The sequence below is a fragment of the Halomonas sp. ND22Bw genome, from assembly GCF_003011945.1.
Classification (GTDB): domain Bacteria; phylum Pseudomonadota; class Gammaproteobacteria; order Pseudomonadales; family Halomonadaceae; genus Halomonas; species Halomonas halophila.
This window is the reverse complement of sequence record NZ_PXWD01001947.1, coordinates 1-229: the sequence shown is the minus strand read 5'-3', so window position 1 is coordinate 229 and position 229 is coordinate 1. Positions and strand designations below refer to the sequence as shown.

Here is a 229-nt window from a genome sequence, read left to right as displayed (position 1 = left end):
CGCTGGGGGTCTGTGTGTGCTGATGCTGCATGGCATATCTCCACGGAGAAGGGTTGATGGATGGTCAGCGATGCGACTGATAGACCGTGCTGCTACCGTTTTTCCCAACCAGCAGCACGTCGTAGGCGTCCTTGCGTCCACCATAGGCCGGACCATCCATGCCGGGCGAACCGACCGGCATGCCGGGCGCCGCGAGGCCGATGGCCTGCGGGGCTTCGCGCAGCAAGCG

General features: G+C 64.6%; 1 protein-coding gene. It reads right to left on the bottom strand.

Annotation, left to right across the window (positions count from 1 at the left end; all coding sequences use genetic code 11):
• Nucleotides 1-64: 64 nt before the first annotated feature.
• On the bottom strand, nucleotides 65-229 hold a 165-nt coding region (locus CVH10_RS25090), incomplete at its 5' end, for a DUF411 domain-containing protein (protein WP_369336046.1).